The sequence below is a fragment of the Aeromonas sp. 600724 genome (assembly GCF_049175135.1).
Lineage (GTDB): Bacteria > Pseudomonadota > Gammaproteobacteria > Enterobacterales > Aeromonadaceae > Aeromonas > Aeromonas veronii_A.
In genome coordinates, this window is sequence record NZ_JAAKUM010000007.1 from 82,988 (window position 1) to 97,004 (window position 14,017).

Sequence of the window (14,017 nt, forward strand, 5' to 3'; positions counted from 1 at the left end):
CATCAATACCCGTCGTTACGCAGCTTGATATCACGCTGCAAGGTGAGTTTAAGTGCACTATTTGCCTTTAACTGACCCGATATGGCCAAGCGCACCGTTCTCGCGCCAGCCGACGCACTGCTTCCAAGCAGCGAAAAAGTGAGGTCAGTCACCTCAATGGTGTCATCGGTACTGAGTAAATTCCCCGTGCTGCAACTGGTACCGAGCTGCACCCCTTTGTCGGTACTGTCGTAGCTGTAAATAAAGATCTCATTGGCACCGAGGGTTCCATTGTTATCATCATCGTATTTCAGCCGGATACAGCGATAAATCTTGGAACCAGTGATCGTCTCATTCATCAGGTCGCTGCCAGTATCAAAATAGAAGGGGGATCTGGAGCCTGATGCAGCATTGAGAAACACAGTAGCTCCCTGATCGTAACCAGTTCGCTGTACATCACGGGCAATCATGTCCGTGATACTTTGCAACTCCTGATTTAGACGACTTACCTGCATCGATGTTTGATTGGCCTTGAGAATAGTGGCGAACAAGGATGTTACGGCTGCAACCAAAAACAGACCTGCGACCATGGCCACCATTAACTCGACGATGTTAAAGCCTCGTGCTAGACCTAATCGCATGGAGAGCTCCCCGTGACTGGCTCGGTTCTCACTCGCCCATTTGTGGCAATAATAACCCTGTGCTCAGAGGTCCCGTTCTTCAGACAAATAGAACCATTGCCCAAACCGCCACTGCCGTGAAGATCTTTGAATGAGCCTCTACGGTTATTGATTTCAAGAGCATTTTCAGAACCGGATAATTCATAGTTTGTCGTCAGAGTAATGCCGTTAAACTCGCTGGCATCAACGCCCTTGCGACCTTCAATAGCAGAACATGAATCCGAGCAGCTATTACATGCCGAATCAAGAGCGATGCGATAGCACCAATTGGCCTGCCCCGCATTGAATATCTTGAAGATTATCGGTTTATTACGTTTGATAGCCTCAGACTTGAGCAGCATGATATCCGTGTAAACGGCTTGGGTAGCCGCCTTGACTATCTGCTCCTGGCGCAATGACTGATAACTGGGGATGGCTACGGTTAGCAGCAGGGCGACCAGAGCCATGGCGATCATCAATTCAATCATGGTAAAACCGGCTGAGCGCCCCTCTGCGAATTCCATTGGCTAAAGACTCCTTTCTTTTCGCACATGCCAGTAGAGTATGATGTCAGTACTATCCTATAGTATCTATCTGTTTAACGAACCCTGCCGCGCCCATGAGAATCAAACAATCCGGAATCACCCTGCTGGAATTGATGGTGGTCGTTGCCATCGTTGCCATCATTGCCGCTGTCGCCTACCCGAGCTTTACTGACGGTCTGCGTAAATCTCGTCGAGCCGATGCCATCAAGGGCTTGCTGACCATGCAGCTCAAACAAGAAGAATTTCGCATCTCCAATGCCAGTTACAGCAGTGCGATAGCCAGTGTGGGCAACCCAACCAGCGATTACTACACCTTTAGCATTTCTGGCGCCAGCGCCACCGCCTACACACTGGTGGCCACCAGCAAGGGGGCCCAGGTCGGCGACAAGGCCGGCAATACGGCCTGTGATACCCTGACTATCAACAAGGCCGACATCAAGACGCCTGCCGAGTGCTGGAACTGAACGCTACCAGCATTCGGTGGCTGTCATGGTGGCTCGTGATACCCCCTGCAGTCCGCTCTGATCGAGAGTCAACAATCCACAGGGATCGCCATTCATCACACCGGTCGGAATGGCGGTCAGGGTATAACGGGCCCCACTGGCATTGAGCGCTACATTGTAATACGCAGCCCCCCCATCCCTCGGCAGGGTCGCCAAGCCGGCAGAGGCTAGGTTACCGGCGTCGTAATTGCCATTGGCAGTAAACTCCCGCTCCAGATATTGCGCCGCTTCCAGCAACACTGCCTTGGCTTCGGCCCGCTTGGCAGCCGCCATGTAGTTGTTGTAACTGGGATACGCGATCGCGGCCAGAATGGCGACCACTGCGACCACTATCATCAACTCAATCAGGGTAAAACCACGTTCCATGCCAACCTCTACTCCAGTTGCAACCAGGACTGGCGGCCACCCAGATCGCCTGCCCCCTCTTCCAGCGTGACCGAGATATTTCCGCTGGAGCCGCTGATATATTTGCGCTCCATCTCGGCATCTTCCACTACGCTTGGCGTCGTGGTGAGCTCATCAAATTGCTTGCCGCTGACCGGCACCTTGATGTCATTGCCGGCTTCATCCTCGATCGCGACGTAATCATCATCGTTGACGGCCCCGTCGCCGTTAACATCAAACACCGAGTAGGTGAGTCTGGCCCCCGAGATGGGATCCAGCTCCATCAGCCAGGAGCGGCCACCAAAGTCACAGGCATCCGCCGACGGGATCAAGGTATTGAAGATCAATCGCTTATGCCGATAGAGCATCTCGGAGACGGCCCGCTCACCGACCCCCTTGCTCAAGCTTGGCGATTTCAATAGCAGATACCAACCCTTTTGGCTGGTGTAATTGACATTCCGGTTGGAGACAACCCTCACGTTGAACTTGATAGTGGTGCCGTTGGCCACAAACTCATGGGTGATGCTCTGCTGCAACAGCTGGCTACTGAGCACGGTAGCCCCCGTATCCCAGATACCGTACACCGCTTCCAGCCTCGGCGTGGCGGGAACCAGTTTGTCATCATTGGTAAAATAACTGCCAGTCCCCATCATCACCATAACCCCCCCTTTAGGGTGCCGAATAGCCAAAGGACGCATGGTGATCGGCTGACGCGTACCGGCACTGCAGCTGCCATTACAGGCCTGGAACAGCGGCTTGGGCTTGTTGCCCGTTTTCAAAGCACTTCCCCACTGGGCACTGTTTTTGTCAGTCAGATCGAATTTCCACAAATTGCCGTGCAGGTCACCGGCATAGACATAGTCGACAACCCTGTCCCCGTCTTGATCTACCGGCAAGGGGGAAGATAGACCGTTGGGCTCGCTGGAAGACCCTACCTCGGTATCGATCTCTTTGATGATGGCGCCAGTCGCCAGATCCAGCACAAACAGCCTCGCAGTCTGACTGGTGCTGTTGTAACCATTCGCAACAAGAGCAACCCATTTGTTGTCGGCTTTGACCCGCACCAGAGTGGGTGCCGCCAGTGCAACCCCCATTTCGCTATCGGTGAACTCCCACAGCATCTTGTCGGCGGTGAAGTTATCCGGGGCCGTCACATCTATGGCAAATACCGCCTTGCCACCGGCACCGGTGGATCCCAGCAAGATGCTCTTCCAGCGACTGCCCAGATAGGCATCGCCCACCTTGGGCGTCCCATCCACATAGTAGCGATGGCTGTAATTCGGTCTGGTCAACTGATTCAGCTCGCCCAGCAGGCTGGACGGGATATAGGCCAGTCGCTCGACACCGTCGGCGACTCGAAATCCGTGCAGCATACCGTCATTGGCACCGACATAGAGCATGGGTGGGCGCCGGGTAATCGCCGTCGAGCCTAGAAAAGCCTGGTAACCCTCCCGCTCGGTCTGGGTCAGACCGGTTGCACTGCTGTAACCGTAATCACGCTTGCCCACGTAGACGGGATCAGAATTGATGATGTCGCCGAGCAGATCACTGCGATTGCGAAACGCACCGCCATTGCGCTGCTCGCCACTGCGCTCACCGCGCAGATAGGCGACCCGGCTTTCTCCCTGGTTGTCACCAGCGACATTGAATAGAGCCCGGTTGGTCACATTCAGCGTATCCCAATGGAAGGGGATGCCGACACCATCTTGCCGGGTGAAGATATTGCGTGCCGAAGGCTCGGGGATCAAGGTAGCGGCATCCCAGGCGATCTCCCCAAGGGTGCCATCGCTGTTAAGCGGGATCGAGACCAGTTGCCCCGACCAGTCGCCGCTGTTGTAGCGGGCCTGGTAGATGTGGGTATTGCTGTCCAGCCGGGTTGCGTTGGCGGTTACCGAGCTGGCGGAGCTGTTGCGCGCTGCGATCTGGGCAAGGGTACTGCTCAGAGCTGCGGCAAAGGTATCGGGATCTGCCGCGCTGAAGAAATTCCCTTTGCTGTTGACGGCCGCATGCCACAGATCATCAATTTTCTTTGCATCGGAGCCGTAGGGGCTGGGCCAACTCACAGGCTTCCCGCTGGCAGGGTTCAAGGTGCCGTTGACCCCCAATCCGACCGTGAAGTTGACCAGATGCTGCCAATTAGCGGGATCCTCCGTGCTGGTCGGAACCTTGTTTGCGAGATCGGGACGCAGATCCGTTTTCCAGTAATGGTAAGCCACATCAGCCAAGGTATCAGCGGTTCCATCATTGTCTTGGTCACCGACCGCAGGGTCAGGATCATAAGCTCGTCCCTCACTCCAGTAACCATCGGTCATCAGGATGTTATAACTCTGGCGACAGGTAAGATGAGGAAGCGTGCTACCGGCACTGACGGCCCAGGGGCCATCGCCACCCGTCTTGGAAAAGTAGTTTCCCACATGCTGGAGGCTGGTCCGCAGTGGAGTACCGGCAGCTGGAATATCTCGGCTATAGAGATCTTTGAAAAAGTCACTGCGATTAGTACCCGAAAAAGCGGCTACATCACGGATCACACTACCGCTGGCGTTGATGGTGGCAAAACCGACTCGCAGCGATTGCCCCTGACTGGCAAAGGCACGCCCAATGCCAGCTCGTGCTGCCAGGATCCGCGAACGGTAATAGGTATACCAGTTGGCAAAGTTCTGGATCTCCTCGTCATAGCTACAGGCAGGCGCGCTCTTGCAGTCGCTGCGATTGGGCCGCCCAAGGTAACTTGACGTGCTTTTACTTATCTCCACCCTGTTATAGCTACTCACCTTCTTGACATCACCGCTACCTTTGTAGTCGAAATAGACGGCAGGCCAGAACTCTTCCGTTTTATTTACTTCATCATCATTAAATTTTTTATAGAAAGTAGCGTTATCGGCATTTGCGTACTCCGTACCTTCATTGGTCAAATCACGGCACGACCTATCGGGATTCTTCAATGGATTGTGCGGGGCGCAGGTAATTTTGGCATTACTCATCAAGGTGCCATCCGCCTTGACCCAAGGGCGATAGGTCAACTGCGGATTGTAATAAAGCTTGTTGTTATGGCTGGAACGGGTGTAGGCATTACGATTACTGCCCGCAGCAAAGGTCACGGTACGATTATCGTAATCATCGCTACCATAGACCTTGTTAGCACGTGGGTAGACATAACGCGCATCGTTCTCGATCAAGGACTCGGGCATGATCTCGAAATGCATCGAACCCGAATCATCCAGGGTAAACATGATATTGGGATCGGCCCGGGTGCCGAGATAGAGGGGAACCTGGGCAATATCGAGCGCCGCCTGTGCCGAAGCACAGCAGAGCATCACCGAAAGGCCAAAACCAAGTTTGCCCATACACCGCCTCCTAGCGACTATAGGTCGATTGCAACAGCACCCGGCTCTCGTCAGAGAGACCAAATCCCCTTGCAGTAATACGATATAGACGACGCTCACTGATGGGCTCATCGACTGCCAGATCCTCGCTCCCCCCCTGGGTATAGGGCAACCGTTCGATAAAGTATTCGGGAGCGCGCCCCGCCAGACCACTGTTGGTATAGGTACGCCAAGCGGTCGAAGGGGAGGCAGGATCCACCGCGGTGTCGATAAATTCATACAGGCCCGCGCTGTTGTCATAGGGACCCGAGTTGCCAGCCTCGATATAGCGCTCGGCAGCGCGCAGGCCCGCTTCTGCCGCCTGCAATGCCTGCAGCGCCTCTTTCTGGTTACCCGCCATCTTCTCTTGCAACTGCGCCCCACGCATACTGGCCATACCCAGCAGGCTCACCATGACCAGAAAAATCAGGCTGATCACCAGCGCCATCCCCTGCTGTCGATCCATCATGACTGGGCTCCTCAAGGTAGCCGATTGCGCAGCGCAACTGTGGTTTCGGCGACCCAGTACCAGTTGCGATCGGTCGCCCGGAAGGTGGCTCCGGCAAAGCTAAGGGCCTGCGGAGACGACACCACATTGCCTTGGTTACTGCGCATAAGAAGCTGTACTCCAATCCCCAGTACATTGTTCCAGTTTGGATTGCTGGCGGCGCTCACATAGCGATCTGCCGCCCGATCCCGGTTCTGATCCTCGCCGAATGTAAGTTGCATATTGGCCACCCCTTCGATAAGGGGCATACCTGCAGCCACCCCGTTCTTGCGATAAAGCGCGTAGGGGCTGCTGGCAGAGGGGCGGGCGATATAGTAGAGACGGGTTTCCACCCTGTTCACGACCGAGCCAAGACCAAACCGCTCCTCGGGTGGGCTGCTGGCCCCCCCCCAGGAACTGCTGGCATTGCCTGGCGTATATTTGTTGTCATTGGAGTGGACGATATTGACCTCACGCCCCCCTGCCACGCCCTGTACTTTGGAGACCTGAAATATTCTGGCCTTCTGACAGTCGGAGACCATGACGATATCTCCCTCGCACAGATCGCTATAACCCTGTGCGCCGGAACCACAATAGTCGGCCTTGCTGGATAGCTGCTGCACAAACAGCTGGGCGGCACTGTTATGATTATCACGACTGAGCGGAACCCCAACCCCAACCGGCCCCTGAACCAACAGGATATCGCTACCCGGCATGGGTCTGGGCTCGGAACCGCTGAACAGAGCAGACAGCTCGGCTGGCAAAGTGGACGTCACATTGTCGTAACCACGCAAAAAGGTGGTGAAGTTGTAGGGCAGTGCCGTACTGTTATTGAGGGTATTGGTGATATTGACCCCCTGTTTGCTGAGACACCCCTGATAGCCCACCATACGCAGCTCTTTTTGCAGCAGATTGGTGGCAAATCCGCTATCTTCCCGCACCCGGGCAATGGCCTCGCCAGTGAGATAGGTTTTGTGATTGCCGAGAAACACCTGAATCATGACACCCACCGTTATCAGCGAGAGCACCAAGGCGATCATCACCTCGACCAAGCCGATCCCGTGCTGGTGTAGCGGCAAACCGCTCCTGCTCATAGGTCCGTCCTCAGGATCATGCTGCGCGACGCAGGATCAGTCGACAGCCGACTGCTATCCCACTGAATAGTGATGGTGGCCCTTCCGGCACTGACCGATACGGCGCCATCGCCACCTGGTAGCTCGGCTACGACCCGCTTCCAGTGTTGCAGATCCTGAACCGCCATAGAGCTACCCGAGACAGTTTCGCCCAAGTCGATATTGTATTGCCCGTTCAGAGCCGCGCTGCGATTAGCCCGCATCATGTCGTTGATCATGTATGCATACTGGGTCGCCTCGGTACGCGTCAGCGCCGACTGGTTACTCTTGAGAGCCTGCAGTTGCAGAGTCGCCATGCCCAGAATACCGATGGAGAGCACCAGTACCGAGATCATGATTTCAAGCAGTGACAAACCCCGTTCTCGCATCATGGGCAGCTAGCCTCGGTAATGGAAGGGCGACCAGCCACTGTGATGTTGATATCACGGGAGGGCTCATTTCGACACTCATCAGGACGCAGGGAAAATACCCGTGCCAACGGAGTGCGGCCATCAAGAAAACCCTCGCTATTAAAACGCAGCAGGGAGGTATTGCTGCTCAATACCCCGCCCCCCATGTCGGGAAAGCCTCGCAACAACTCACCATTATCCAGTATGCCGTTACCGTTGCCATCGACCCAGATCTGCCAGCCAGCCTCCCAGTGATGCTGGGTCAGGTTATCGGCAGAGGCGGAGAGGGTCACTACCGTGTTGCGGCGAATGGCTTCTGAGCGGGCAAGGTTGATGGCCGCAACAAAGTTGTTAGCCTGAGTATTGAGAGAAATAGTGCGCAGCAAAGCGTTGAAGGAAGGAACCCCCAACGTGAGTAACAAAGAGACGAGCGCTATGGTGACCATAAGCTCGATAAGGCTAAAACCTGAACGCAAAAACATCCTGTTTCGCTCTGATTTGTTCCAGGAGGACAGACACACTCCATGTGTGCTAAGCCAGAGTAAGGGCTTGCTGGCAGTCTATGCCGGGCACTTGGTGTTTCAATCCCGGCAATGCAAAAGTTCGAGCTGCATCATCAATTTTCGCTGCAATCTGGTTGCGAACATGAAAATAGGACTCGTTAGAGCCAAAAAAAACAAAGCCACCTCAACGAGGTGGCTCTGGCAATAAACCGACATCCAGCGAGATGAGAGGGATCAGAGGATCCGCAGCTCTGGCGGCACTTCAAACACCACGTTCTCTTCACGGCCAGGATGCTCGGCGACCACCTTGCCTCCCAGCTCCCGCAAGCGGGCAATCACGGACTGCACCAGCACCTCGGGGGCGGATGCGCCGGCAGTGACGCCTATCGCCTTCACCCCTTCCAGCCAGCTCGCCTCAATCATCGACGCATCGTCGATAAGATAGGCTCTGGCGCCCACCTTCTCGGCCAGCTCGCGCAGACGGTTGGAATTGGAGGAGTTGCGAGACCCCACCACCAGCATGGCGTCCACCAGCCCTGCCATCTCCCGCACCGCATCCTGACGGTTCTGGGTGGCGTAGCAGATATCGTCCTTGCGCGGCCCCTGGATCTTGGGGAAGTGCTTGCGCAACGCATCGATGACGTCAGAGGTCTCATCCACGCTCAGGGTGGTCTGGGTGACAAAGCAGAGGTCATCCGGGTTCTTCACCTTGAGCTTGGCCACATCTTCAGGCGTCTCCACCAGATACATGCCGCCTTCGCGATTCTCGTACTGCCCCATGGTCCCGATCACCTCGGGGTGACCGGCGTGGCCGATGAGCACAGCCTCGGAGCCCTTGCGGCTGGCGCGATGAACCTCCATGTGCACCTTGGTCACCAGCGGACAGGTGGCATCGAATACCTTGAGGGCGCGGGATTTGGCCATCTCGCGCACTGTCTTGGCCACGCCGTGAGCAGAAAAGATGACGATGCTGTCGTCAGGCACCTCGTCCAGCTCCTCGACGAAGACAGCGCCCGCCTCTTTCAACTTGTTCACCACATACCGGTTATGCACCACTTCGTGGCGGACATAGATGGGGGCACCGAACTTCTCCAACGCGCTCTCGACAATGCTGATGGCACGATCGACACCGGCGCAAAAACCGCGAGGGTTAGCGAGCAGAATATCCATTAATGCACCTTCTCCTCATCATCAACGCCCAGGATCTCCACCTCGAAGGTGACGGTATGACCGGCCAGCGGGTGGTTGAAATCGACCGTCACCGACATCCCGGCTACCGCCCGGATAATGCCCGGCAGCTCGCTGCCATTGGGCTGATCGAACAGGATGATGGTGCCGACTTTTGGCTCCACATCGGCGCCAAATTTGGCACGGTCGAGATGGTAGATATTGTCGGGATTGGAGAGACCAAAGGCCTCTTCCGGCGCCAGCGTGAAGCTCTTGCTCTCCCCTTCGCTCAGCCCCAGCAGGCACTGCTCAAAGGTGGGGGTCAGGCTGCCATCGCCCATCCGCAGGCGGGCAGGTTTGCCGTGCAGCGCCGTGCTGTCGGCAACCGAGCCATCTTCCAGCTTGATGGAGAAGTGGAACAGCACGCTGCTGTTAGCGGTGATCTGCTGGCTCATGCCTGCTCCTTTTTCTCACCACGGAAACCGTCCAGCACAATCATGGCGGCCCCGATAAAGATAAAGCTGTCGGCCAGATTGAATGCCGGCCAGTGCGCACGCTGCCAGTAGAAGTCGAGGAAATCGACCACATGGCCCAACACCAGTCGATCAAAGACGTTGCCAAGGGCGCCGCCGATGATGAGTGAATAGGCGATACCGCTCCAACGCTGGGTCACCGACTGCTTGCGCAGCCAGTGGATCAGCAATCCACAGATGGCAAAAGCCAGCACCGCGAAGAACCAGCGCTGCCAGCCCCCCTGATCAGCCAGAAAGCTGAATGCGGCCCCCTTGTTGTAGACGTGAACCAGATTGAAGAAGGGGGTGATCTCCACCCCCGGGTAACCAAATGGCAGCAACTTGACCACGGCGAGCTTGCTCGCCTGGTCCAGTACAAAGGCCAGCACTGCCAGCCACAGCCAACGCAGGCCGCTTTTATGTTGAGTCATGTTCATCAGGCAAATTGACGAGTTTCGCCGTCACCCTCAACGTTGGTCACACAGCGACCACAGATCTCTTCGTGACCCGCGATGGTGCCCACATCTTCTACATGGTGCCAACAGCGGTCGCACTTGGCGGCAGCAGACTGGGCCACGCTCAGCCACAGGTCATCACGCTCGGTCGCCACAGAGCCTTCCGGCGCAGTGTCAGCCTCAACCACATTGGCTTTGGAGGTGAGCAGCACGAAGCGCAGCTCATCAGCCAGGGCATTCAGGCGTGCAGCCAGCTCCGGCTTGGCGAACAGGGTCAGCTCGGCCTGCAGGGAGCCGCCGATACGCTTCTCGCCACGGGCCACTTCCAGCGCCTTGTTCACTTCACCACGCACGGTGAGGATCTCGGCCCAGAAATCGTCGTTGAGGGTTTCACCCGCTTCCAGCCCGAACAGGCCGTCGTACCACTCTTCGGTGAAGACGAACTCGCCGCGCTCACCCGGCAGCAGTGCCCAGATTTCATCGGCGGTGAAGCTCATGATCGGCGCCATCCAGCGCACCATGGCCTCGGCGATGTGATAGAGGGCTGTCTGGCAGGAGCGACGGGCCAGGCTGTCAGCCTTGGCGGTGTACTGACGATCCTTGATGACATCCAGATAGAAGGAGCCCATCTCGATGGAGCAGAACTGCATCAGCTTCTGGGTTACACCGTGGAAGTTGTACTCGTCGAATGCCGCCATGATCTCGGCCTGTACCGCTTTGGCACGACCCACAGCCCAGCGATCCACCACCACCATGTCGGCAGGTGCCACCATGTCGGTCGCCGGATTGAAGCCGTTCAGGTTGGCCAGCAGGAAGCGGGCTGTATTGCGAATACGGCGATAAGCATCGGCAGAGCGCTTGAGGATCTCATCGGAGACAGTCATCTCGCCGGTGTAATCAGTGCTCGCTACCCACAGACGCAGGATGTCGGCACCCAGCTTGTTCATTACGTCTTGCGGGCTCACCACGTTGCCGATGGACTTGGACATCTTGCGACCCTGACCATCCACAGTGAAGCCGTGAGTCAGCACCTGGTTATAGGGAGCCTTGTCTTTCATGGCCACACCGATCATCAGGGAGGACATGAACCAGCCACGGTGCTGGTCAGAACCTTCCAGATACATGTCGGCCGGCTTGCCGTTGAACTCGGGACGGGCATCGACCACGGAGGCGTGGGTAGAACCGGAGTCAAACCAGACGTCCAGAGTGTCAGGCACCTTGTCGTACATGTCTGCATCGGCACCCAGCAGCTCGGCCTTGTCCAGATCCCACCAGGCCTGGATGCCGGACTGCTCGACCCGCTTGGCCACCTCTTCCATCAGGCGTACAGATTCCGGATGCAGTGCCTGAGTCTCCTTGTGAACGAACAGGGAGATGGGCACACCCCAGGTACGCTGACGGGAGATACACCAGTCCGGACGGTTCTCGACCATCGCCTGGATGCGGTTTTTACCCCAGGCCGGCACCCAGCCGCTCTGACCGTGCTGGGCAATGCCCTCTTTCTCGATACGCTCGATCTCTTCCAGCGCGCGCTTACGCAGACCCTTCTGCTCCATGCTGATGAACCACTGCGGGGTGGCACGGAAGATGATCGGGGTCTTGTGACGCCAGCAGTGTGGATAGGAGTGGTTGAACACCTTGTGGTGCAGCAGGGCGCCACGCTCGGTCAACACCTCGACAACCGCTGCGTTGGCCTTAAATACGTGCTGGCCGGCAAACAGTTCGGTATCCGGCAGATAGACGCCGTTGCTGCCAACCGGGTTGGCCACTTCCAGACCGTACTTCTGACCGACCACGAAGTCTTCCTGACCGTGGCCAGGGGCGGTGTGAACAGCACCGGTACCGGCATCCAGAGTGACGTGATCACCCAGCACCACCGGCACATCGAAGCTGTAGAAGGGGTGGTTGAAGCGCAGCAGCTCAAGAGCCGCACCCTTGGCGTAGCCCAGGTTGTGGTAGTGCTCGATACCGGCGCGGTCCATCACGTCCTTGACCAGCTCGGCGGCCAGGATCAGACGCTCGGGGTTCTCCCCTTCAACCTGCACCAGTGCGTAGTCCAGATCGGCGTGCATGGCGATGGCGCGGTTGGCCGGCAGGGTCCACGGGGTAGTGGTCCAGATCACGGCAGAGAGAGTGCCTTTGCCGGTGTGGCCTTCGGCGCAGTCAAACTTGGCGGCAACGGCAGCTTCGTCGACGGCCTTGAAGCGCACGTCGATGGAGGGGGAGTTCTTGTCGTAGTACTCAACCTCGGCTTCAGCCAGCGCGGAGCCGCAATCGGTACACCAGTGCACCGGCTTGGAGCCTTTGTGCAGGTGGCCGTTTTCAACAATCTTGGCCATGGAGCGGATGATGTTGGCTTCAGTGCCAAAATCCATGGTCAGGTAGGGGTGTTCCCAGTCACCCAGCACGCCCAGACGGATGAAGTCGGTCTTCTGCGCTTCGATCTGGGTTTTGGCGTATTTGCGGCACTCGGCGCGGAATTCGGCAGCGGAAACCTTCTCGCCCGGCTTGCCGACCATGCCTTCTACTTTCAGTTCGATAGGCAGACCGTGGCAATCCCAACCCGGCACATAGGGGGAATCGAAGCCAGAGAGGCCCTTGGACTTGATGATGATGTCTTTGAGGATCTTGTTGACCGAGTGACCGATGTGAATGTTGCCGTTCGCATAGGGGGGGCCATCGTGCAGAATGAAAGAAGGCTTGCCCGCTTTGGCGCGGCGAATAGCGCCGTAGAGATCCTGATCGTACCAACGTTTCAGCATGTTGGGTTCGCGCTTGGCCAGATCGCCACGCATCGGAAACTCGGTTTCCGGAAGATTCAGGGTGTGTTTATAGTCGCTCATCAGTCCTGGGTTCCCTTCTTTTCTAAAAGAGTGCTGGGTAAATGAAATTGCGGCAGCCCGAACCAGGCTCGGGCCGCCAGGGCATCTCGTTCGATCTGCTCTTTCAAGGCAGAGAAAGAGTCAAATTTCTGCTCTTCGCGCAGCTTGTGGCGAAGCAGCACCTTGACCTGTTGACCGTAAAGGTCACCAGAAAAATCAAACAGATGTACTTCCAATCTGGCTTGTGTACCGCTCAAGGTCGGCCGTACACCCACATTGGCTACACCGGGGAAGGTCTTGCCGGAACATATCACTTCCACCGCAAACACGCCACCGACCGGGATTACCTGGCGCTTGAGGGCCAGATTGGCGGTGGGAAAACCTATGGTGCGCCCCAGCTTGTCGCCGTGGGCCACCCGGCCGCTGATGGCATAAGGACGGCCGAGCATCAGCTCAACCTCCGCCATGCGGCCCGCCTTGAGTGCCTCGCGCACCAGCGTGCTGCTGACCCGCTGACGGGATAGCTGGAAGCTCTGGGTGCTGATCACCTCGAAACCGAAGCGCTGGCCCGCCGCCTCCAGCAGGTGGAAGTCCCCTTCCCGCCCCTTGCCGAAGCGAAAATCATCGCCGACCACCAGATAGCGCACGCCAAGCTTCTCGACCAGCAACTGCTCGATGAAGGTGGCAGCCGCCTGACTGGCAAAGCGGTGGCTGAAGCGTACGCAGAGCATGCGGTCGATCTGCAGCCCCTTGAGCGCTTCATATTTCTCGCGCAAGCGGCTCAGGCGCGCCGGCGCCTCGCTACCGGCAAACAGCTCCAGCGGCTGCGGCTCGAACAGCATGACGCAGGCGGGCAATCCCAACTGGGCCGCTTTCTCCCTGAGACGTGCCAGTACCGCATGGTGACCCTGATGAACCCCATCAAAGTTGCCAATGGTCAATACACATCCCCGGTGACGGGGCTTGAGATTGTGAATACCGCGAATAAGCTCCATCGCTGCCTTGTGCGTTGCTGCTGTCGAAATCGCCGGATTATATATCAGGCGGCCATCAGGGTCAGCCCTGTTGCGGCCCCGATTTCAGCTCTCGGGGCCGAAATACCAACTCACTTGGCACC

14 protein-coding genes are annotated in these 14,017 nt (G+C 57.1%); 1 reads left to right on the forward strand and 13 read right to left on the reverse strand.

The features are described from left to right. Nucleotides 1-2: 2 nt before the first annotated feature. Nucleotides 3-590 (reverse strand): PilW family protein, encoded by a 588-nt coding sequence (locus G5168_RS08420; protein ID WP_216954532.1) that lies wholly within the window; start codon nt 588-590, stop codon nt 3-5. A 20-nt stretch (nt 591-610) separates the two neighbouring features. Further along, nucleotides 611-1,162, reverse strand: a complete 552-nt coding sequence (locus tag G5168_RS08425; protein ID WP_216952860.1) for a GspH/FimT family pseudopilin — start codon at nt 1,160-1,162, stop codon at nt 611-613. A gap of 95 nt (nt 1,163-1,257) precedes the next feature. Between G5168_RS08425 and G5168_RS08430 the strand changes: the two genes are divergently transcribed. Then, nucleotides 1,258-1,647, forward strand: coding sequence for a type IV pilin protein (locus G5168_RS08430; RefSeq protein WP_100654566.1), 390 nt, complete (start codon nt 1,258-1,260; stop codon nt 1,645-1,647). Between the two features lie 3 nt (nt 1,648-1,650). On the opposite strand, the gene tppA is transcribed toward G5168_RS08430, so the two are convergent. The 11 genes from tppA to ribF form a co-directional block, all read right to left on the reverse strand. Then, nucleotides 1,651-2,052, reverse strand: a complete 402-nt coding sequence (gene tppA, locus G5168_RS08435; RefSeq protein ID WP_100654567.1) for a type IVa pilus pseudopilin TppA — start codon at nt 2,050-2,052, stop codon at nt 1,651-1,653. Between the two features lie 8 nt (nt 2,053-2,060). Next, on the reverse strand, nt 2,061-5,414 hold the full coding sequence (locus G5168_RS08440) for a pilus assembly protein (protein ID WP_421252077.1): 3,354 nt from the start codon (nt 5,412-5,414) through the stop codon (nt 2,061-2,063). A 10-nt stretch (nt 5,415-5,424) separates the two neighbouring features. Continuing rightward, a complete protein-coding gene (locus G5168_RS08445; protein ID WP_123173790.1) occupies nt 5,425-5,901 on the reverse strand; it encodes a pilus assembly PilX family protein in 477 nt (158 codons plus the stop codon). 11 nt (nt 5,902-5,912) lie between these two features. Beyond that, nucleotides 5,913-7,013: a PilW family protein gene (locus G5168_RS08450; protein WP_227341910.1), complete on the reverse strand. Its 1,101-nt coding sequence runs from the start codon at nt 7,011-7,013 to the stop codon at nt 5,913-5,915. Then, nucleotides 7,010-7,423, reverse strand: coding sequence for a type IV pilus modification protein PilV (gene pilV / locus G5168_RS08455; protein WP_100654571.1), 414 nt, complete (start codon nt 7,421-7,423; stop codon nt 7,010-7,012). The genes G5168_RS08450 and pilV overlap by 4 nt, the downstream gene beginning before the upstream one ends. Beyond that, the gene (gene tppE, locus G5168_RS08460) at nt 7,420-7,923 is read right to left on the reverse strand and encodes a type IVa pilus pseudopilin TppE (protein WP_100646794.1); all 504 of its coding nucleotides are present in this window, start codon (nt 7,921-7,923) and stop codon (nt 7,420-7,422) included. The genes pilV and tppE overlap by 4 nt, the downstream gene beginning before the upstream one ends. Before the next feature lie 255 nt (nt 7,924-8,178). Continuing rightward, nucleotides 8,179-9,114 (reverse strand): 4-hydroxy-3-methylbut-2-enyl diphosphate reductase, encoded by a 936-nt coding sequence (gene ispH / locus G5168_RS08465; protein ID WP_227341909.1) that lies wholly within the window; start codon nt 9,112-9,114, stop codon nt 8,179-8,181. Further along, nucleotides 9,114-9,566 (reverse strand): FKBP-type peptidyl-prolyl cis-trans isomerase, encoded by a 453-nt coding sequence (gene fkpB, locus G5168_RS08470; protein ID WP_005341354.1) that lies wholly within the window; start codon nt 9,564-9,566, stop codon nt 9,114-9,116. The genes ispH and fkpB overlap by 1 nt, the downstream gene beginning before the upstream one ends. Beyond that, nucleotides 9,563-10,060 (reverse strand): signal peptidase II, encoded by a 498-nt coding sequence (gene lspA, locus G5168_RS08475; protein ID WP_005340447.1) that lies wholly within the window; start codon nt 10,058-10,060, stop codon nt 9,563-9,565. The genes fkpB and lspA overlap by 4 nt, the downstream gene beginning before the upstream one ends. Continuing rightward, on the reverse strand, nt 10,060-12,921 hold the full coding sequence (gene ileS, locus G5168_RS08480) for an isoleucine--tRNA ligase (protein WP_421252078.1): 2,862 nt from the start codon (nt 12,919-12,921) through the stop codon (nt 10,060-10,062). Before ileS ends, lspA begins: the two co-directional genes overlap by 1 nt. Then, nucleotides 12,921-13,895, reverse strand: coding sequence for a bifunctional riboflavin kinase/FAD synthetase (gene ribF / locus G5168_RS08485; protein ID WP_033114075.1), 975 nt, complete (start codon nt 13,893-13,895; stop codon nt 12,921-12,923). Before ribF ends, ileS begins: the two co-directional genes overlap by 1 nt. Nucleotides 13,896-14,017: the final 122 nt, after the last annotated feature.